At 36.8% G+C, this 18,800-nt stretch carries 19 protein-coding genes; 2 read left to right on the forward strand and 17 right to left on the reverse strand.

The genetic code is table 11. From position 1 onward, the window contains the following. Positions 1 to 120: 120 nt before the first annotated feature. The 14 genes from accB to rimP form a co-directional block, all read right to left on the reverse strand. Complete coding sequence (gene accB / locus MHB61_RS05065) at positions 121 to 588, reverse strand: acetyl-CoA carboxylase biotin carboxyl carrier protein (RefSeq protein ID WP_003132509.1); 468 nt, start codon at positions 586 to 588, stop codon at positions 121 to 123. Between the two features lie 6 nt (positions 589 to 594). After that, positions 595 to 1,824, reverse strand: a complete 1,230-nt coding sequence (gene fabF, locus MHB61_RS05070; protein WP_003132506.1) for a beta-ketoacyl-ACP synthase II — start codon at positions 1,822 to 1,824, stop codon at positions 595 to 597. A gap of 40 nt (positions 1,825 to 1,864) precedes the next feature. Next, positions 1,865 to 2,596 (reverse strand): 3-oxoacyl-[acyl-carrier-protein] reductase, encoded by a 732-nt coding sequence (gene fabG / locus MHB61_RS05075; RefSeq protein WP_003132504.1) that lies wholly within the window; start codon positions 2,594 to 2,596, stop codon positions 1,865 to 1,867. A gap of 85 nt (positions 2,597 to 2,681) precedes the next feature. Next, a complete protein-coding gene (gene fabD, locus MHB61_RS05080) occupies positions 2,682 to 3,608 on the reverse strand; it encodes an ACP S-malonyltransferase (protein WP_058225829.1) in 927 nt (308 codons plus the stop codon). Between the two features lie 279 nt (positions 3,609 to 3,887). Further along, positions 3,888 to 4,109, reverse strand: a complete 222-nt coding sequence (locus MHB61_RS05085; protein WP_003132501.1) for an acyl carrier protein — start codon at positions 4,107 to 4,109, stop codon at positions 3,888 to 3,890. Positions 4,110 to 4,275: 166 nt separating this feature from the next. Beyond that, positions 4,276 to 5,253: a beta-ketoacyl-ACP synthase III gene (locus MHB61_RS05090; RefSeq protein WP_003132499.1), complete on the reverse strand. Its 978-nt coding sequence runs from the start codon at positions 5,251 to 5,253 to the stop codon at positions 4,276 to 4,278. Next, a complete protein-coding gene (locus tag MHB61_RS05095) occupies positions 5,253 to 5,693 on the reverse strand; it encodes a MarR family winged helix-turn-helix transcriptional regulator (protein ID WP_003132498.1) in 441 nt (146 codons plus the stop codon). The genes MHB61_RS05090 and MHB61_RS05095 overlap by 1 nt, the downstream gene beginning before the upstream one ends. A 418-nt stretch (positions 5,694 to 6,111) precedes the next feature. After that, positions 6,112 to 7,059 carry a mannose-6-phosphate isomerase, class I gene (gene manA / locus MHB61_RS05100; RefSeq protein WP_014570474.1) on the reverse strand — a complete coding sequence of 316 codons (948 nt, stop codon included), beginning with the start codon at positions 7,057 to 7,059 and terminating at the stop codon, positions 6,112 to 6,114. 178 nt (positions 7,060 to 7,237) lie between these two features. Then, the gene (gene rbfA / locus MHB61_RS05105; protein ID WP_003132494.1) at positions 7,238 to 7,597 is read right to left on the reverse strand and encodes a 30S ribosome-binding factor RbfA; all 360 of its coding nucleotides are present in this window, start codon (positions 7,595 to 7,597) and stop codon (positions 7,238 to 7,240) included. A gap of 269 nt (positions 7,598 to 7,866) precedes the next feature. Continuing rightward, positions 7,867 to 10,701: a translation initiation factor IF-2 gene (gene infB, locus MHB61_RS05110; protein WP_003132492.1), complete on the reverse strand. Its 2,835-nt coding sequence runs from the start codon at positions 10,699 to 10,701 to the stop codon at positions 7,867 to 7,869. Between the two features lie 20 nt (positions 10,702 to 10,721). Next, positions 10,722 to 11,027, reverse strand: coding sequence for a YlxQ-related RNA-binding protein (locus MHB61_RS05115; RefSeq protein ID WP_003132491.1), 306 nt, complete (start codon positions 11,025 to 11,027; stop codon positions 10,722 to 10,724). A 2-nt stretch (positions 11,028 to 11,029) separates the two neighbouring features. Next, positions 11,030 to 11,356: an RNase P modulator RnpM gene (gene rnpM, locus MHB61_RS05120; protein ID WP_003132489.1), complete on the reverse strand. Its 327-nt coding sequence runs from the start codon at positions 11,354 to 11,356 to the stop codon at positions 11,030 to 11,032. 165 nt (positions 11,357 to 11,521) lie between these two features. Beyond that, positions 11,522 to 12,670 carry a transcription termination factor NusA gene (nusA, locus tag MHB61_RS05125; protein WP_137015954.1) on the reverse strand — a complete coding sequence of 383 codons (1,149 nt, stop codon included), beginning with the start codon at positions 12,668 to 12,670 and terminating at the stop codon, positions 11,522 to 11,524. 164 nt (positions 12,671 to 12,834) lie between these two features. Further along, positions 12,835 to 13,308, reverse strand: coding sequence for a ribosome maturation factor RimP (gene rimP / locus MHB61_RS05130; protein WP_010905551.1), 474 nt, complete (start codon positions 13,306 to 13,308; stop codon positions 12,835 to 12,837). Between the two features lie 272 nt (positions 13,309 to 13,580). Here rimP and MHB61_RS05135 point away from each other — a divergent pair, with 272 nt between their 5' ends. Together MHB61_RS05135 and MHB61_RS05140 are read left to right on the forward strand one after the other, a co-directional pair. Then, on the forward strand, positions 13,581 to 13,985 hold the full coding sequence (locus MHB61_RS05135; RefSeq protein WP_003132486.1) for a CidA/LrgA family protein: 405 nt from the start codon (positions 13,581 to 13,583) through the stop codon (positions 13,983 to 13,985). A gap of 18 nt (positions 13,986 to 14,003) precedes the next feature. Continuing rightward, the gene (locus MHB61_RS05140) at positions 14,004 to 14,702 is read left to right on the forward strand and encodes an LrgB family protein (protein WP_003132485.1); all 699 of its coding nucleotides are present in this window, start codon (positions 14,004 to 14,006) and stop codon (positions 14,700 to 14,702) included. Between the two features lie 180 nt (positions 14,703 to 14,882). Here MHB61_RS05140 and MHB61_RS05145 read toward each other — a convergent pair whose 3' ends face one another. The 3 genes from MHB61_RS05145 to MHB61_RS05155 form a co-directional block, all read right to left on the reverse strand. Further along, complete coding sequence (locus MHB61_RS05145; RefSeq protein ID WP_014570472.1) at positions 14,883 to 15,500, reverse strand: pilin N-terminal domain-containing protein; 618 nt, start codon at positions 15,498 to 15,500, stop codon at positions 14,883 to 14,885. Next, positions 15,487 to 16,782: a class C sortase gene (locus MHB61_RS05150; RefSeq protein ID WP_249351707.1), complete on the reverse strand. Its 1,296-nt coding sequence runs from the start codon at positions 16,780 to 16,782 to the stop codon at positions 15,487 to 15,489. The genes MHB61_RS05145 and MHB61_RS05150 overlap by 14 nt, the downstream gene beginning before the upstream one ends. A 64-nt stretch (positions 16,783 to 16,846) precedes the next feature. Next, the gene (locus MHB61_RS05155) at positions 16,847 to 18,691 is read right to left on the reverse strand and encodes a SpaH/EbpB family LPXTG-anchored major pilin (RefSeq protein WP_137015959.1); all 1,845 of its coding nucleotides are present in this window, start codon (positions 18,689 to 18,691) and stop codon (positions 16,847 to 16,849) included. Positions 18,692 to 18,800: the final 109 nt, after the last annotated feature.

The raw sequence follows: 18,800 nt of genomic DNA on the forward strand, positions 1-18,800 counted from the left end.
TCACTTTTCTTTTAGAGATTCACTGACAGAACTTGTCAGTAAATTCTCTGGCACCTAAACCAGAGCTGTCAGTAACTTTTACATCAAAGATAAACTGACAGAGCTTTGTCAGTAATTTTTTTATTTGATTCTCATCAAATCTTGACCAAATTCAACGACATCTTCTCCAGAAACCATAATTTCCGTGATGACTCCATCTTTTGGTGCAGGAATTTCATTCATTACTTTCATTGCTTCAATAATAAGCAAAGTTTGACCTTTTTTAACTGAATCACCAACTTTGGCAAATTCAGCCTTATCTGGTGAAGGTTTAAGATAGGCTACACCCACTAATGGAGAAGTAACTGCTTCACCCTCAGCTTCAACAGCCGCTTCACTTGCTACGGGCGCTTCTGTACTTTCTGCAACTGGCGTTGCTTGTTGAGCTGTAAATGCAGGTGCAGTAGGTGCAGCACTTTGAGCTCCAACAAGGGCTTGACCTTCATTTTTAGAAAATGATAATTCACCATCAGCATTTTTCCAAGAAAATTCACGTAAAGTAGAACCATTGAATTGGTTCATCAAATCTTTTACTTCTGAAATGTTCATTTTTATTTACTCTCCAGTCCATTTCTTGAATGCCAATACAGCATTGTGTCCACCGAAACCAAAGTCTTGCGACAATGCAAGATTAATATCAGCAGGTTTACCTTCACCAAGAACAACATTAATTGTCATTCCTTCATCAAGTTCAGTTGTTCCAGCATTTACTGGTGCATATTGATTCAAAAGTGCTTGAACAGTTGCCACTGCTTCAATTGCACCTGTTGCACCAAGTGCATGACCGTGCAATGCTTTTGTAGATGAAACATAAGCTTTATCGCCAATTACATTGTGAATTGCTTTGCTTTCAGTTTCTTCATTGGCATGTGTTGAAGTTCCGTGTGCATTAACGTAATCAACATCAGCTGGACTTGCACCAGCTTCTTCCAAAGCCAATTTAATCGCATTTTCAGCACCCACTCCTGAAGGAGTTGTCATATGGAAAGCATCATTTGTATTTCCGTATCCAACAATCTCAGCCAAGATATTAGCGCCACGAGCTTGTGCATGTTCAAGGCTTTCCAAAATCAATACACCAGAACCTTCGCCCATTACAAATCCTGAACGATTTTTATCGAATGGAATACATGCTTTTTCAGGGTCAGTTTCTTTAGTCAAAGCAGTCAAATTAGCAAAACCTGCAATTCCAAGTTCACAAATAGCCGCTTCAGCACCACCAGCAATCATTGCATCAGCGTAACCATGTTTGATTTCACGGAAAGCTGAACCAATTGAATTAGCACCAGCCGCACAAGCCGTTACTTCAGCACGCGAAACCCCACGAGCACCTGTACGTAAAGCAACGTTACCAGTTGCCATATTAGCAATAGCAAGTGGAACGTAGAGTGGTGCTACCCCTTTACGAGGGCCTTTAGCGACAATTGCTTGTGAATTTTTTTGTGATTGTTCAAGTCCACCAATCCCAGAAGCCATGATACAGCCCAAACGGTCAAAATTAGTATTTTCTTCTGTAATACCAGACATTTCCATTGCATCAAGTGCTGCATAAACCGCATAAAGTGAGAAACTATCCATGCGTCGTGCATCTTTTTTCTGGAAATATTTATCAAATGGAAATTCTTTTACTTCTGCTGCAACAGAAATCCCTGTTGCTTCAGCATCAAAGTGAGTGATTGGACCAATTCCAGTTTTACCAGCTTTAAGATTGTTCCAAAATTCTTCTGGGCTATTTCCAATTGCACTAACTACACCATAACCAGTGATAACAACTCTATTTGTCATATTTTTATCCTCTTAATTTTAAAATTTATCAATGAATAATTTACATTGAAACTCCACCATCAATGGTAAGTACTTGTCCAGTCATATATTCTTGTTCAGCCAAGAATTGAGTTGCTGTTGCAATTTCTTCAGGCATTCCAAAACGTTTCATTGGAATTTGCCCCTTCATTGCATCTTTAACTTTATCAGAAAGAACTTCAGTCATATCTGATTCAATAAATCCTGGAGCCACAGCATTGACACGAACATTTCGTGCCGCAACTTCTCTAGCAATTGATTTTGTCAAACCAATAAGTCCTGCTTTTGAAGCGGCATAATTTGCTTGCCCAGCATTTCCCATAAGTCCAACAACTGATGAGATATTAATAATTGCTCCAGAACGAGCTCTGGTCATCGGTTTCAAAACAGCCTGTGTCATATTGAAAGCCCCAGTCAAGTTGATTTTAAGAACAGACTCAAAATCTTCTTCTGACATCTTCAAAGATAAACCATCACGAGTAATTCCTGCATTGTTTACCAAAATATCTACTGAACCAAGAGTTTCAATCGCTTCTGCAACCATTTGTTTTGCATCTTCTGATTTTGAAATATCACCAGAAATACCAACTGCTTTAACACCATAGGCTGTAAATTCAGCTAATAATTCTTCTGAAATTGCTGAACGACCATTAATAATTAGATTAGAACCCGCTTTAGCAAATTGAAGCGCAATTGCTTTACCAATTCCACGTGTTGAACCAGTCACAAAGACATTTTTATTTTTAATTTCCATTATTTAAGATATGAGCCCGCCTAAGAAGTTTTAGCACTTTAGTACTAAGATTTCAAAAGGATAAACACAATTCCTTTCTTCAATTTTACTGATTAATCAAAGCTTCAAATGAAGCTAAATTTTCAACATTAGCAATTTCTGCATTTTTATCAATTTTTTTAATGAAACCTGAAAGTACTCTCCCAGGACCAACTTCAATAAAGCGAGTCGCCCCTAGTTTTTGCATTGTTTCAACAGATTCATAAAAACGAACTGGTTCCATGACTTGACGCGTCAAAAGTCCTTTGACTTCATCATTTTCCATTACTTTAGCACTCGTATTTGAGATTAATGGTAATTCAAAAGGTCTAAAATCAATTTTATCAAGCTCCAAAGCCAATTTTTCAGATGCTGGTTTTAAAATTGCTGTATGGAAAGGTCCTGAAACTTTTAATTCAATAAGTTTACGAACTCCGGCTTCTTTTAGCAACTCAACAGCATAATCAACCGCCTCAACTTCACCACCAATAACAATTTGTGCGGGCGTGTTATAATTTGCTGGACTCACAATACCGCCTTTAAATTCGGCCGCTTTCTGGCAAATTTCTTCAATCAAGGCTGGGTCTGTGTTCATTACAGCGACCATTTTACCAGAACCAGTCGGTGCAGCTTCTGTCATATATTGACCACGTTTAGCTACAAGCTTAACTGCTTCTTGAAAATCAATGATTCCTGATGCTACCAAGGCAGAATATTCACCAAGACTAAGACCAGCAACAAGGTCAGGTTTAATCCCATTCTCACTTAACAAACGTAAAATAGCAACAGAGGTTGTTAAAATTGCAGGTTGAGTGTACTTTGTTTCATTTAGTTTTTCTTCATCATTATCAATCAAAGCTCGCAAATCATATCCTAAAGCTTGACTTGCTTCATCAAAAGTTGCTTTAACTATTTCATATTGGTCATATAAGTCACGTGCCATTCCAAGCTTTTGTGCCCCTTGACCTGAGAATAAAAATGCTGTTTTAGTCATAATATATAGTAATCAACCTTTTGAATCAATGATTCAAAATCAGTCAATTAGAATTCCTCGTATTTTCTTTTATAAAGTTAATTATTAGTATTGTAAAATGTTTTTTATCTTAAAAAAAATGACATTCTTCAATATGAAAATTATAGGACAAGCTCAGTATATCATTACTGAGCCCCCTATACTAGAATTCTATTTTGAAAATAGAACTAGTCCAACGAAAAGAAGGGGCGAAATTCGCAAAAGAATCAACTCCTTTGCTCGCTTCACCCCCATCCCAAATTATTTGTTGTTTTCTACGTATTTAACGAGGTCAGCAACTGTTTTCATATCTGCTTCTGTATCAACTTCAACGTCGAATTCGTCTTCGATGTCATTGATGATTTGGAAAAGGTCAAGTGAATCAGCGTCGAGCTCTTCAAATGAAGTTTCGAGTGTTACTTCTTCTTTTTCTTTACCGAGTTCGTCAACGATAATATCTTGTACTTTTTCAAATACTGCCATAATTTTTTCTCCTTTAATTGAGTGAAAATATTTATATTATATCCGCAAAGCGGTTTATAACCATTAGTTAGTGAAGATTTTTTAAAATCTTTTTGTGAGTCAAAGTTAGCTGATAATGTTTTCTTATATAGACAACTAAAGAAAAACTTGCTAAACTTTGAAGCTCTTATAAATTAATAATTGCTGTACCCCAAGTGAGGCCACCGCCAAATCCTGTCAAGACGACTTTTGTTTGACCGTCCAAACTAAATATACCATTTTTTACGGATTCTGACAACAATATAGGGATACTTGCTGCCGATGTGTTACCATATTCTTGCATATTTTGAAGGAACTTTTGGCGCGTCACACCAAGCTTTTTAGCCATTTTATCAAGGATTCTTGAATTCGCTTGATGAAGGAGATAATAATCTACTTCTTCAGCAGACAAATTAGCTTTTTCTAAAGTTGCCTGGATATTTTTAGGAACATCACGTACGGCAAAATCAAAAATTGCTCGCCCTTCCATACTCAAGTTTGAACTTTCGTATGAAACAGAGGCAAATGGAGTTTGGATGTCAGCATAACTAGAAAGTAAACTGTTCCCACGACTTCCATCTGTTTGCATTTTTTCAGCAATAATCAGAGGTTGACTCGCGCCAGCTTCAATAAGCACACCAGCAGCTCCATCTCCGAAAAGAACAGCAGTTGATCGGTCTGACCAATCAATTACTTTTGAAAAGACTTCTGCGCCAATGACAAGCCCTCGTTGATATGCTCCTGAGGAAATTAATTTTTCCGCTGTTGATAGAGCAAAGACAAAGCCTGAACAAGCCGCAGTCAAATCGTAAGCAAAAGCATTAACTGCTCCTACTTGAGCTTGAACCCGTGCCGCGGTTGAAGGCATCAATGAGTCCGGAGTTACTGTAGCAACAATGATGAAGTCAATCGTTTCTGGGCTTAAATTTGAATCGCTAATCAACTGCTTAGCAACTTTAGCTGCTAAGTCTGAGGTGTTCTCTCCAGTTGAAATATGGCGATTTTTAATCCCTGTCCGACTGTAAATCCATTCATCATTAGTATCCATTATTTTGGACAAGTCATCATTAGATACCACATTTTCAGGCACATAGTGTGCCACTTGCGTAATTTTCGCAAAAGTCATTATTTCATATTCTCCAAAGAATCGTGTAAGGTTGCAAGTTCACCAGCCAATTTATTTTCAGTAGTTCCATAAACGCTATCAAATAGATTATCTGTAATCGTATGGAAAAATTCACGGTGAGTTGCACAAAGCTCATCACCCTTCGATGTCAGTATAATGTGAGTCACTCGTCTGTCCGCTGTAGAACGCTTGCGTTCAATATATCCCTTATCTTCTAATCGATTGAGGGTAATTGTAATTGTTGACAAGGCCAATTTTTGATTTTTGGCAATATCTGTCGCACGACAAGTTCCTAGCGTATGAACCAGTGTCAAAATTTGTAATTCTTTTACTGTTACATCTGAATAAGCTGAGTCCTTTAAAAATTGCTCCTCTAATATCATAAAATCATGAAAGAGTTGAATCAGCCATTCATTCACCTTATCAAAATCTGTTTTCATCTGTCATCCTCTTCATTATTTAGATGTGAGTCCGACTTTAGACATTACGAAAAAAAAAGAAATTGAAATCAATAAAACCCCCTTATGAAATTCTATTATTACATTTAGATAGGGGATAAACTGATGCAAAAAAACATCATCAACTTACCCCCTGATTTATTATTCTATTTTTTCTTTCTCGCAAGATGAACTCAATTTGTTTTTATATTGCAAATGGTTTTCTGTATCAAATTATATTATTTTTTAGAATGATTTGCAAGTAATAATTTTTAGAAAACGTCATCATTGCTCAATTTTTATAAAAAATATTAGTTTCTGTCAGTAAAATTTGCCTTCCCAAACTACTGACAGAAATAATTTCAACAAAAAAAGTTACTGACAGAAAATTTAAAGTTTTCATCAGTAACTTTTGAATTCATTAGGCAGGATTGCTGGCAATAATTTCTAATTGACCAGACAAATTCCATTTTTCAATGTTGCTTGGTAAGATGAAATGAGCTCCTTTTTCAACTGGATATTCATTTCCATCAATTGTTAATTTTCCTTGACCATCAAGTACAGAAACTAAAGTGTAATCAGCAACTTTGGTAAATTCATGGTCACCATGAATTTGCCATTTATAAACATCAAAGAAATCTGATTTCACAAGAGTTGTAATTTCTGCATCAGCAAATTTTTCAGTTTTAACTTGATTTTCAGGAACTTTGTCGCCCGGAATATTCAATACATCAATTGATTGTTGAATATGTAATTCACGTAGATTTCCTTGGTCATCTTTACGGTCGAAATCATAAACACGGTAAGTTGTATCAGAAGATTGTTGTGTTTCAAGAATAACAATTCCAGCACCGATTGCGTGCATTGTTCCTGACGGAACATGGAAGAAATCCCCTGTTTTCACTTTTACCTTACGTAACAAATGATCCCAATCACCAGATTTAATCATTTCTGCTAATTCTTCACGTGATTTAGCATTATGTCCATAGATAATCTCAGCGCCTGGTTCAGCTGAAATAATGTACCAACATTCAGTTTTTCCAAGTTCACCTTCATGTTTTTGTCCATATTCATCATCTGGATGAACTTGCACAGAAAGCCAGTCATTGGCATCTAAAATTTTAGTTAGTAAGGGAAAAACTTCTTTTTTACTATCACCAAACAATTCGCGGTGACTTGCGTATAATTGGTCAAGTTTTTGACCTTTAAATTCGCCATTAGCAATTGTTGACACACCATGTGGATGAGCAGAAATAGCCCAATATTCACCAACTTTGTCTGATGGCAAATCATAGCCAAACTCTTTCAAATGGTCGCCGCCCCAGATTTTTTCTTGCAAAACTGAGTTCAAAAACAATGGTTCTTTCATAATTTCCTCCAAATGAGCAGATTTTATTCGCTTTCATTTCACAATGTCTATTATATCACAAAATTTATCTAGAACAATTCTGTCAGTATTTTTATGACAAAAAAAGTTACTGACAGAACTGTCAGAATGTATTCAACCTAAAGAATACACTCAATTTTTTCGTCAGTAACTTTTTTAATTAATATTCTGATTTATTGTTAAGCCCACGAAGAAGCTCATCAATTTTTGAACCATATTCAACAGATTCATCTTTTGCAAAAGTTAAATCTGGAATTTTGAAAATGGTCATGCGTTTTGCCAATTCACTTTTGAAAAGTCCGGTTGCTTTTTTCAAAGCAGTTGCGGCTTTTTCATTATCAGAGGCAAGATTTGACAAGAGGCTATAATAGACAGTCGCTTGACTCAAATCACCAGTCAATTGAACATCAGTGATATTTACATCTTGAACACGTGGATCACGTACTTTGTTTCGTAAAATATCATTGATTTCGCGTTGAATTTCTACAGCGACACGGTCGCTACGAAAAGAATTTCCCATTTTCTCCTCCTATTTTTTCGTTTTAAAATGAGTAAAAGCTCCCAGAAACAATAAACTTAAATAAAATTCATCATTTTTAACCAGTCGCCCTCACCTTTTATTTAACTGAGTTCACCTTCTTAGAAGTCAGTGAAAATAGACAAAGTGGAACCTACGCTACGCGTATAACCATATTTCTCTATCTACGCTGTCCATTCTCACTATGCGACTAAAGTCACAAGTCAAATGGCATTTTTCATAACTTCTTAGCAGGCTTTCCTCACACCTTATTATTTACGTTCGATTTCAACCATTTTGTAAACTTCAAATGTATCATCAATTTCAACATCGTTGAAGTCTTCAACCATCAAACCACCTTCTTGAGCATTTCCGACTTCTTTAACGTCATCTTTGAAATGTTTAAGACTGGCAATAGCTCCATCATGAATCACGACACCTTCACGAATGACACGGACAGAAGCATCACGGGCAACTTTACCACGAATAACCATAAATCCGGCAATTGTACCAACTTTAGAAACGTTGAACGTTTCGCGAACAATTGCTTCACCAATGATTTCTTCTTTGAACTCAGGATCAAGCATTCCACGCATTGCTGTTTCAACTTCTTCAATTACTTTATAAATGATGCTGTGCAAACGAATATCAACTTCTTCTTGAGCCGCTTGTTCACGTGCAAGACCAGTTGGACGAACATTGAAACCAATGATAATCGCATTTGATGCTGCTGCAAGTGAAATATCAGACTCTGAAATTGCCCCAACAGCTGAATGGACGATATCTACTTTCACACCTTCAACTTCAATTTTTTGAAGTGAAGCAGCAAGCGCTTCTGCAGAACCTTGAACATCCGCTTTGATGATAATGTTAACAGATTTAGTTTGACCTTCTTTAAGAGTATCAAAGAGATTGTCCAAGTTAACACGGCGTGTATTTTGACGTTTGATCAATTGAGCACGTTTAGCACGTTCTTCCCCAGCCGCACGAGCTGCTTTTTCATCTTCAAATACTGCGAAGTGATCACCAGCTTGTGGTACGTCAGAAAGACCAGTTAATTCAATTGGAGTTGACGGACCAGCTTCTTTAATCCGACGTCCGAGGTCATTTGTCATTGTACGAACACGACCATATGTGTTTCCGACAACAATTGGATCTTGAACATGAAGTGTTCCTTGTTGTACCAAGAGAGTTGCAATTGCCCCTTTACCTTGGTCAAGACGGGCTTCAACAACAGTACCAATGGCACGAACAGTTGGGTCAGCCTTAAGTTCTTGCACTTCTGCCACCAGAAGAACTGTATCTAACAATTCATCAAGATTTTGGTTAAATTTAGCCGAAATTTCAACGAATTCTGAACCATTTTCTGGATCCCAAGCGACTGGGAAAACACCATGTTCAGTCAATTCTTGTGTAACACGTTGTGGATTTGCACCTGGTTTATCAATTTTGTTGATTGCAACAATAATTGGCACCCCAGCGGCTTTAGAGTGATTGATTGCTTCAATTGTTTGTGGCATTACACCATCATCAGCAGCAACTACAAGGATTGTAATATCTGTGACAGAAGCACCACGAGCACGCATAGAAGTGAAGGCTTCGTGACCTGGTGTATCAAGGAAAGTGATTTTCTTACCATTTGCTTTGATTTGGTAAGCCCCAATATGTTGAGTGATACCACCTGCTTCACCCTCAGTCACACGAGATTCGCGGAAACGGTCAAGCAAGGTTGTTTTACCATGGTCAACGTGTCCCATAATTGTTACAACGGCTGGACGTTCAACCATGTTTTCTTCTTTAAGATAGCCATCTTCAACAAACAAACGTTCAATATCTGATTTGTCTTCTTCAACTTTTTTGACTGGTGTTACACCATAATCCATGAGAATCAACTCAATTGTATCTTCATCAAGTGATTGGTTTTGATTGACCATTGTTCCCATCATGAAGAGTTTTTTGATAATTTCAGCTGGTTCGCGTTTGATTGATTTAGCAATATCTTGAACATTCATTCCTACTTCATATTCAAGACTTTCTGGTAATTCATGGAATTTACGTTGAGTTGCTGGAACACTTGAAGATTGGTTGTTTTGGTAACGACCACGACCACCTTTTTGATTCCAGTTTGAGTTACGCGCATTACGAACTTGATTACGATTATCATTTACGCGAAGTGGACCACCTTTACGGTTACCATCTTTTGTATTATCACGGTTGTTATCAGATTTTTTACGGTCACGGTCACGACGGCTTGTTTTACCAGAAGTAGCTGGTGTAAACGAATCTGTTGCTGGTGCACTACCTGATGAAGCGAATTTGTCACGTTTTTGACCTTGATTTTGTCCTTGACCAGATGAACGGTTCTTATCATAATGGTTTCCACCTTGACCATTCCCATTTTGGTTAGGACGGCGATTATCACTACGATTATTTCGGTCATTACGATTTTTGTCGAATTTTTTCTTTTCAGGACGAGCTGCCGCTTGTTCTTTTTTGATATCTTCGGCACGTTTAATAACTTTGATTTGAATTCTTGGTTTTTGAGTCAATGATTTTTTCTTTTCTTCAGTAACAACTGGTTCTTTTTTATCAGCAACATTTTCTGGTTTTACTTCAGCTTTTGACGTTGCTGTGTTATCTTTTGTTTCTACTTTTTCAACTTTTGGCTCAGATTTAGCTTCAACTTTTGGTTCAGCTTTTTTAACTGGTTCACTAGCTTTAGGTTTTTCTGTAACAACAGGATGTTCAGTTGATGCAACTTCTACTTTTGCTGCTTTTTCAGCTTCTTCTTTAGCTTTAATTCTTGCTAAAATTGCTGGGTCCTCAACAACTGCTTTTCCAGCAAAAGTGCGTGGATGGTCTTCCTTGTTTTTCTTTGCTGACTCAGCAGCTTTTGGTTGACTTTTTTTAACAGGTTTTTCAGCAACTTTAGCAGTTTGGTCAGTGCCTGTTTTTGCACTTTGAATGATTTTTTCTGCTTGTTCTGCTGTTACAGAACTTGAATGTGATTTCACTTCAAAACCGAGAGTTTGTGCTGCCGAAACAAGTTCAGCATTTGTTAATCCAGTTTCCTTAGCAATTTGGTTTATACGTTTTTTATCAGACAATCTTTGTCCTCCTTATATCATCAATTGTTCATGAGGCTCTCCATTTTCTTTGCAAATCCATCGTCCACAAGTGCAATAACCTTGCGATTTTGTCCTATGGCGTGCGATAATTCTATTTCTGTAAAGAGTGTTGAGACAGCAATCTCATAATAATTTGATTTATCAGTAATTCTTTTACTCAAATTTGCTGCGGCATCATTGGCAAGAAAAACTAATGTAGCTTTACTGCTTTGAATTGATTTAATCACCAATTCTTCACCACTAATAATTTTTCCAGCTCGTTTTGCAATTCCTAGTAAATTTGAAATTTGTTGTTTTTTATCCATCTTTAGTCGTAGTCCGGCGCTAAATCAGCGGAATAGGTTGCAGATTCAAGTTCTCGTCGAGCAACAAGGTGTTCAACATAAGTGATTAACTCATCATAGAACTCATCAGCAATTTTAGTTTGAAAAGCTCGGTCAAAAACACGTTTTTTCTTAGCTTCTCTTGCTTCTTTATTCAAAATAGCAATATAAGCTCCGCGTCCATGTGCTTTACCAGAAGGGTCAATTGAAATTTCTCCCTCTTTATTATAAGCAATCCGTAACAAATCCTTTTTGGGAAATTGTTCATTCGAGACTAAAGATTTTCTCATTGGAGTTTTTTTCTGTTTCATCGAAAATCCTCAAAATTTCTGTTGAAAAAATGACTGACAGCCAATTTCTTGACCACTAGAATATCAGCCATTTTACTGACGGACCTATAAAAAAGAAATTTTCAGCACCTTTGTGCTTTTTCTAAAATATTATTTTCTGTCAGTAAATTTTCAAGCTTTTAAAATTTATTCTTCACTTTCGCTAACTTCAGGTGTTTCAACAACTTCTTCAACTACAAGAGTTTCGTTAACTTCAGTTGTTGGAATTTCTTCCCCATCTTCACCCACGAATTCATAATCATCCAGATTGAATTCATCAGCCGCTTTAATATCAATTTTACTGTTTGTAACGTGTGCAGCAAGACGAACATTTTGACCACGTTTACCAATGGCAAGTGACAATTGATCGCGCGCAACAACTGCTAAACTTGAACCGTCAGCAGTAATCAAAACTTGTTCAATACGAGCAGGTTTTAAAGCATTGGCAACAAGTGTCGCTTTATCTTCTGACCATTCAATGATATCCATTTTTTCACCCGCAAGTTCGCGAATGATTCCTTGGATACGTGAACCTTTAGCCCCAACCATTGTACCAATTGCATCAACATTCTCATCATGACTTTGAACGATGACTTTAGCACGGTCTCCAGCATCACGAGCAATTGATTTGATTTCAACAGTTCCATCAAAAACTTCAGGAATTTCTTTTTCAAACATACGTTTGAGCATATCAGGCGTAGTACGTGAAATGAAGACACGAGTTCCTTTTGGAGTCAAGACAACATCAGTAACATAAACTTTTACACGGTCTCCCACATGGAAGTTTTCTTGTGGAATTTGGTCTTTCTTAGTCAAAAGAGCATCAACACGGCCAAGATTTACATAAACGGCACGAGCATCAACTTTTTCAACAGTTCCTTGGATGATTTCATCTTTGTAACGGCTATATTCGTTATAAATAATTGTGCGTTCTTCTTCACGCATTTTTTGCATGATAACTTGTTTAGCAGCTCCAGCAGCAGTACGAGCAAAATCTTTTGGTTTTTCTTCAAACATAATTTTGTCGCCAATTTCATAGTGAGGATTTAATTCATGCGCATCCTCAAGTGAAATTTCAAGACGACTATCGAAAACTTCATCCACGACTTCACGAGTCGAATAAACATTGAAGTTTCCTTTCTTTTCATCAAAGATAACTTTAACATTTTGTGCTTGACCATATTGACGCTTGTAAGCTGCTGTGATAGCTTGCTCAATCGCTTCAATAACAATCTCAGATTTGATTCCTTTTTGCTCTTCTAACATTGCAAAGGCGTTCAGCATTTCTTTGCTCATTTTTTTCTCTCTTTCTTTTTATAAGAAAATTTCATTTTTAATATAAGCTAAGTTCGACTACCTTGAATCAAGGAAGTTTTACATTTTCGCCTAACTCAAGGAAATCGAACTCAGCTTCTAATTATTGACTCTCTTTAGAAAAATCAATAAATCCTGTCATATCTTTAAAATTTAACCATCGTTTGTGCTTTTGCAACAGCAGATAAAGGAATTTCAATATTTTTATGACGGGTCTTATCCAAGACATCTACCACTAAAGTTTCTCCATCAAAGCTTACCAAATCACCAGTAATTTCTTTTTCATTATTGATTTTTTGATAAAGTTTAACGAAAATATACTCACCAACTGCACCCGCAAAATGCTCAGCTTTACGCAAAGGACGTTCAGCTCCTGGACTTGCAACCTCTAGTAGATAACCTTCTGTTGGAAACGGGTCTGGACTAATGGTATCAAGCAAAGGTGAAATGATTTCACTCAACTCAGCCGTCTCATCAATTTCGATTCCGCCTTCTTTATCCACCAGAATTGAAAGCATCATATCTCCACCAAATTTTTCCCATTCAACTGCAAACAGTTCAAAAGGTTGAGGAATATGAGGTCTAATGAAATCTTCTACAATTTTAACAACATCATTCATAGGCAATTCTCCTTTCATAAAATACAAAGTTAAAGTCAACTTCTATTTTAAAAACACAAGAGAAGGAGCGCCCTTACGAACGCTCCTTTCTAATAGTTTATTTATATTTATTATAACACGTTTCAAGTAAAAGTCAAGCACACATTTTAAATTTTTTATTAAGCCATTTTCATTAGTCTAAAGCCAGTTTATCCTTGAAAAAGCCTATCTCGAAGAGTACAATAAAAATTGTTGTAAAAATTATCCGTAATTAACTTAGGGAGTTAACAAATATGAAAATTTACCTGCAATTATTAATCATTTTTGGCTTTTCTTTTATTGGAAATGTCATTTCAAACGTCTTTCGTTTACCAGTTCCAGGCTCTATTCTAGGAATGATACTACTTTTCCTCGCATTACAATTCAAAATTCTTGAATTTCGTCATGTTGATGAAGCCGGCAGCTTTCTTATCAATAATATGACCATTTTGTTTTTGCCAGCCGGTGTTGGAATTATGGCCAAATGGAATTTGATTAGCCACTTTTGGGCACAAATCCTCTTGATTGTTGTTGCAGCACTCATTATAAATATGCTCATCTTAGGAAAATTAGTTGAATGGATTAAAGTAAAATTTGAAGGCGATTATGTCGCTTTAAAACCAGAAACTACCGTCACTTCTTCCACTGAAGACCAATAATTTGGAGCATATAAAATCATGAATATTATCACTACCGACCCTCTCTTTGGCTTTGTCCTTACCGTTCTTGTCTTTATGATTGGAGTACGAATTAATGAAAACTTTCGTAAGCCTTGGACAAATCCACTCCTCTTTGCGACTGTCGTAATAATCCTAATTCTCTCACTAGCTCATATCCCTTATAAAAACTATTATATCGGGGGTTCAATTATCAATGACCTTATTGGACCTAGTACCGTTGCTCTTGGAATTCCTCTCTATAAAACTTTCCACTTGATGAAACATCACGCGCGCTCAATTGTTAGCTCAATTGCTATTGCGGCTCTAGTCAACTGTATTTTTACCGCCCTTTGTGCTAAGTTTTTCAGCCTTAGTAAACTCGCTTCTCTTTCAATTTTCCCTAAATCAGTAACCACTGCAATGGCTATGGGAATTTCAGATAAAATGCATGGTGTTGAACAAATTACCGTTGTTGTAGTTGTTGCTACAGGAATCCTCACAAGCGTGCTGGGCGGCCCTCTCTTAAAACTCTTTAGAATTACTGACCCAGTTGCTCAAGGGATTGCCCTCGGAGGAACTGGACATGCTGTCGGAACCGGAACAGCGATTGAACTTGGAAAAACCCAAGGTGCAATGGCAGCTCTTAGTATCGGAGTGACTGGTATTATGTATGTGATATTTGCTCCAATCATTGCCAAAATCATTCTTGGCTATTAAAAACTCCTATATAAATAAATAAGGTTGAACATTTAATTGTCCAACCTTATTTATTTAGCTAAATTTAATCATTTTATTTAACTTCTTCTTCTTTTTTTCTGCGTTTTTTTAAGCAGATAATAATCAGAAATAAGACAAAACCATAAGAAGTTAATAAAAGAGAACTAGCTACACCAGTTTTTAGTAATAATCCAAAAAATTTTTTGATGAATCATCCTTACTTTTAGGAGCTTTAGGAACTTCAATTGGTTTAGGAGCAGGCTTAGGTTTGTTTGGAGGTCCGGTTTTTTCCTTATCAACACTAGATTTAGGATAAATATAAACCTCATTTAATCCTGAAACTGGAGCCTTGATTACCAAAGGTAAAGCTGTTTTCAGCAAACCTTTCTGAGGGTTAGTTTGTTCTTCAATCAAATAATAACCATCAGACACAGATAAACTAGCTACTCCATTAGAGTCAGTCGCCAAATCAGCAACCTCTTTTAAAACTGTATAACTTGATGGCGGTGGATTTGTTGCCTTAAGTTCTGAACCATCCCCAGTAGGTGAAATTTCATAAACTAAATAATGAATTCCAGAAAGAACTGACAGTTCGTTTCCTAAATTATCCAAGGGGAGGTTATTAATCTGTAGTCCATCATTTGTCGTCTGATTCTCACTAAATCCTGTCGCTCCAGGGCTTAGCCCATATTTTACAATAATTAAGCGACTATCAGCAAAAGCTTTTTGACTGACAAGTCCCAAAAACAAAAGCAAAGTGACTATTAAGACCCCCATTAACTTGCTACTTTTTGTCAATTATCCCTCCCCCTTTCTTTAATTTATTAATATTCAAGCATTTAATATACTTTATATATCCCAATGCTTCTTCTGTTTTCAAAACATACTGCATTATTTTCTTATCACTAGTAAAAGCAGGCCCTACGACAAGCGCATGTTTTTCATCCCCATAACCTTGTTTCTCCTTAATATAATTTTGCCAGTTTTCCGTTTTATCTTTAAATATCCAGCGGGACAACTTTTTAATTCTTTTTAATCGATAAACATTTAAGAAAAGCTCTTCTGAGTTCAGCTTTTCTTTTTGAGCAAATTCATCTAACCACTGAAACGCTAGTTTCTTAGAATCAGTTAAATAAAAACCTTCACCAAAATCTCCTACCAATTGTCCATCAGAAAGAACAGGTTTTTCAATTTTTCTAGCAGCAACATGATATAAGTTCCGCTTTCTCCCAAAGAGTAACCATAAAAGATAGACTAATCCAAGAAACATTAAGAAAGCAGACCCAAACATCACCCAAAAATTATAACCAAACTGATTGCGTTGAATATCTTCTTGTGGCGTAACCTTTGATAATGCTGTTCTTTCACCAGTAACTAGTAATCTTTTGTTATTAATACCTGTTGGATAACAAGTGACTAAAGTCACCAAATCTCGTCCTTTTTCAATACTCAAAGATGAAACTTGATTGGGAGCAACGATGCGAATATCATTAATCTTGTATTTTAGAGTGAGATTCAAAACATGAAGATAAAAGATATCACCATTTTTGAGTTTATCTAGATTAGTAAATAAAGTATCATTCACTCGCCCAGAATGAGCAGGTAAGACAGCATGACTATTGATTCCTCCAATTGGCAAAGAGGATTGAGGCACATGTCCAACCCCTAGTCCCAAAATTTTTTCAGAATCTCCATGATAGATTGGAATATCATTGACTTTAATCTGAGGAATCGTGATGAAACCCATCATTCCCGTAGTATCAATTTTTAAGACATTGTTATAGTTAGGAATTGGCTTATTCCAAGCAATATGCTGACTTGCATCATAGATATATTCATTGTAAAGTTGCGCGTTATAAAGCTGTGCTTGACTAAGCAATTCCTTTACTTTAGCACTTCCTATATTTGAAAGATTTTCATCGTATTTCTGAACGGATTTGATATTTTGCTGTCCTGCCAAATAGTTAACAACAATCGGGTAGAACAACAATTCAATAGCAATTATCCCAAGAATAATACTCAGTAAATTTCGGAAACTGAAGCCCTTTTTACGGGAGGTTTTTGATTTTTTCTTTGCCATCATCCCCTCCTAATCTACAATATCAATTTGGCTAGTTTACCACTTCCATTAAAGATAAAGTTTTTTATTTCACAACTTCTTCTTCGTTATCTTTACGACGTTTAATAGCAAAAGCAATCACCCCTGAAACAGTTGCAATAGCAATGATTCCCGCTAAACCTTGTCCACCTGTAAATGGTAATGCAAATGGTTTATTATTGGTAATTGTAGTATCAGTAGCAGCTGGTGCTGTGCTTGCGGTGACGGCACCAGTCAGGTTAGCTGCTGTAGTAACACTAGGAAGTTGATAACCTGTTGGAGCGGCAACTTCGACAAGATAGTAATTCGTTGTGTTACTGCCATCTGTGTTATTATCAACCAAGTTCAAGCCGTTAAAGGTTGCAATCCCATCTTTACCCGTAGTGAATGTGACTGGTGCAGTTGCACTTGTATTTGCATTTCCTGAAGTATCCCCAGTGACAAAAGCCGCTTTACTTGAAGTTAGATTTGTTACTGTTCCACCTGAGGCTGAGTTATTAAAATAAGCTGCATTCGCTTCAACAAAATCTTGGGCATCCTCTTTATTATCAGCACGTACAACGGTAAAAGTTGCTCCTGCCAAAGCTGCATTAGTTGAAGCATCTGTTTTAGTCATTTCAAGACCACCCACATTAAGTGTTGATTTAACTGCAGTCGTCGTTGAAAGATCTGCTCCATAAGCGTTAGTGATTGTCGTAGTGGCTGAATCTATCGCACTACCAATGGCGCTTTTAACCGTTGATGGAATGATAATATTCAAAGCACCATCTGCGTTGCCAAGCAAGCTTGCTGCGTGTTGTTGACCAGCCGTTGTCAAAGTAACCACGATTTTTCCATTGCCATCGTTTGTGATTGTATAGTCAGTTGTCGGAGTCAAGGTACCCACTTTTGTTCCACTTCCATTTGTAACATTTACAATCACCGTACTTACTGTTACTGTTGAGCTGTTGACCAGATTATTAGGCAATTGGTCGGTAACAATATATGTACCTGTGACTCCTGTAGTCCCGTTTCCGTTGTTTGTTTGTGAAGAATCAAAAACTGTATTCACATTCCAATTCACTGTATTTCCAGCTGCCGCAGTTGTCGTATTTTGATTATCAGACCCATTTGTCCATGTTCCATTAGCCAGATTTTCATTTCCGGCATTGTTGTCCGTATTTGTGAGCGTTTGGTCAGAATTTCCCGTCGCATTTGGATTAGCAATTTGATTTGGTGTTTGACCATTGAAATTATCATCCGCATTTGTTGTCGCACTTGTTCCTAAACCTGCTGAACTTGACATATCTAGTTTTGGATAAACGTTAACAATACCCGCTTGGCTGTCTTCGTGGCTGACTTGGACGATAAAATCTCCAACAGTTGTAATCCCATTGACTGTTGTCACTTGATGAAACAGATAATAACCATCGGTCAAGCCAGTGAAATCAGCAAGACCCGATGCATCTGTAGTGACTGGAGCTACAGAAGTTGTATCTGTAAATGAAGGATCAGTCACACCAGTCGGAACACCCGTCCCTACATATTTTGTTGCTGAAAAAGTCACATTTGCCATTGTGCTTGGAGTTGAACCTTCAAGAGTTGTTTGTTGGCTACCATCATTTTTGGTGCTTCCAGTATTTCCTGCTTGTCCTCCTGTTTGATTATTAGCAATCCCACTATCATTAACAGGATTGCCATCGGAATCTACAAGTCCGTTATTTTGCGTAGGATTTTGATTCCCAGCTGCTGATTGAGCATAGATAGCCACTTCGCCATTTGAGACTTGGTCCGCTACATTAGTTGTTTTCGCATTGACAGTTGCAAGTCCACTAAATCCTGCAAGAGTACTCAAAGCAAGTAAGCTAACGCTTGCCAAAGCAAAGTTTTTATTAAGTGAGTTAAGTTTCATTTGTTTATCTCCATTTTTATTTGATTGAGTTGTGAGTAATTAAGTTAAAAATATACTCAAGCTTTTGGAACGGTCTTTTATTTTATGTGAAATAGGGATTTCTTAACTA

It is taken from the genome of Lactococcus sp. FSL K6-0773, from assembly GCF_038006485.1.
Taxonomy (GTDB): domain Bacteria; phylum Bacillota; class Bacilli; order Lactobacillales; family Streptococcaceae; genus Lactococcus; species Lactococcus lactis.